This is a genomic window from Actinomadura logoneensis, from assembly GCF_003428695.1.
In the GTDB taxonomy this organism is placed as follows: Bacteria; Actinomycetota; Actinomycetes; order Streptosporangiales; family Streptosporangiaceae; genus Spirillospora; species Spirillospora logoneensis.
Genome location: NZ_QURH01000589.1, coordinates 1 through 1944, shown reverse-complemented (window position 1 = coordinate 1944; position 1944 = coordinate 1). Strand labels below are relative to the sequence as shown.

Below are 1944 nucleotides of genomic sequence, written 5' to 3'. Positions count from 1 at the left end.
GGCGGCGGTGCGGTGCGGCCCGGCGGTGGGACGGTGCGGCCCGGCGATGCGGGGGTGCGGGCCGGCGGTGGGGCGGCGGCCCGGCGCAGAGCGGGACCCGGGCGTCGGACGAGGGTCAGCGGCCGGTTACCCTTCACGGCATGGCGATGGAAGCTCCTGAGCCCGCGGTGGACGACATCGACATCCACACGACGGCGGGCAAGATCGCGGACCTGGAACGGCGGCGGTACGAGGCGGTGCACGCGGCGTCCGCGGCGGCGGTCGAGAAGCAGCACGCCAAGGGCAAGATGACCGCGCGCGAGCGGATCGACGCGCTGCTCGACCCCGGCTCGTTCGTGGAGTTCGACACCTACGCGCGGCACCGCTCCACCTCGTTCGGCCTGGAGGCCAGGCGGCCCTACGGCGACGGCGTGGTCACCGGGCACGGCACGGTCGACGGCCGTCCGGTCGCGGTGTTCAGCCAGGACTTCACCGTCATGGGCGGCTCGCTCGGCGAGGTCTTCGGCGAGAAGATCACCAAGGTGATGGACCACGCGCTGAAGACCGGCTGCCCGGTCATCGGGATCAACGACTCCGGCGGCGCGCGGATCCAGGAGGGCGTGGTCGCGCTCGGCCTGTACGCCGAGATCTTCAAGCGGAACGTGCACGCCTCCGGCGTGATCCCGCAGATCTCGGTCGTGCTCGGCCCGTGCGCGGGCGGCGCGGTGTACTCGCCCGCGCTGACCGACTTCGTCATCATGGCCGACCAGACCTCGCACATGTTCATCACCGGCCCGGACGTCATCAAGACCGTCACGGGCGAGGAGGTGACGTTCGAGGAGCTCGGCGGCGCGCACACGCACAACACCCGGTCGGGCGTCGCGCACTACCAGGCGTCCGACGAGAACGACGCGCTGGAGTACGTGAAGTCGCTGCTGGCGTACCTGCCGTCCAACAACCTGTCCGACGCGCCCGCGTACGACACGCCGGTGGACCTGGACGAGGTGGACGAGGAGCTCGACGCCCTCATCCCGGACTCCCCGAACCAGCCCTACGACATGCACCGGGTCATCGAGCACGTGCTGGACGACGGGGAGTTCCTGGAGGTCCAGCAGCTCTTCGCGCCGAACATGATCGTCGGGTTCGGCCGGGTCGAGGGCCGTTCGGTCGGCGTGGTCGCCAACCAGCCGATGCAGTTCGCCGGGACGCTCGACATCGACGCCTCGGAGAAGGCCGCCCGGTTCGTCCGCACCTGCGACGCGTTCAACGTCCCCGTGCTGACCTTCGTGGACGTGCCGGGCTTCCTGCCGGGCACCGACCAGGAGTGGAACGGCATCATCCGGCGCGGCGCGAAGCTGCTCTACGCCTACGCCGAGGCGACCGTCCCGCTGGTCACGGTCATCACGCGCAAGGCGTACGGCGGCGCGTACGACGTCATGGGGTCCAAGCACCTCGGCGCCGACATCAACCTCGCCTGGCCGACCGCGCAGATCGCCGTCATGGGCGCGCAGGGCGCGGTGAACATCCTCTACCGGCGCGAGCTGGCCGCCGCCGAGGACCCGGACGCCCGCCGCGCCGAGCTGGTCACCGAGTACGAGGACACCCTCGCCAACCCCTACATCGCGGCCGAGCGCGGCTACGTGGACGCCGTGATCAAGCCGTCCGAGACGCGCGGGCAGATCGTGCGGGCGCTGCGCTCGCTGCGCGAGAAGCGCCGGACCCTGCCGCCGAAGAAGCACGGCAACATCCCGCTCTGAGGGAGGACGCCACCGCTTCCGGGGAAGAATCAAGGCAGGGCAACGTTCCGGCAAAGGAGTGTGCGGTCATGGACGACGACAAGACGTTCCTGCGGATCGTCCGCGGCGACCCGTCCGCCGAGGAGGTCGCGGCGCTCGTCGCCGTGCTGACCGCGCGCGCCCGGCAGGCCGCCGCCGCCCGGGACACCGCGCCCGGCGGCGGTCCGGC

2 protein-coding genes are annotated in these 1944 nt (G+C 71.6%); both read left to right on the top strand.

Annotated elements, in window-relative coordinates:
- Positions 1 to 140: 140 nt before the first annotated feature.
- Complete coding sequence (locus tag DZF91_RS24465) at positions 141 to 1736, top strand: acyl-CoA carboxylase subunit beta (protein WP_117359627.1); 1596 nt, start codon at positions 141 to 143, stop codon at positions 1734 to 1736.
- Positions 1737 to 1804: 68 nt separating this feature from the next.
- The coding region (locus DZF91_RS41325; protein ID WP_147341350.1) for an acyl-CoA carboxylase subunit epsilon at positions 1805 to 1944 on the top strand (140 nt) is incomplete at its 3' end.

Bases quoted from the DNA above. Each gene is read 5' to 3' on its own strand.
- DZF91_RS24465 (WP_117359627.1), top strand. From the start codon at position 141: ATGGCGATGGAAGCTCCTGAGCCCGCGGTGGACGACATCGACATCCAC.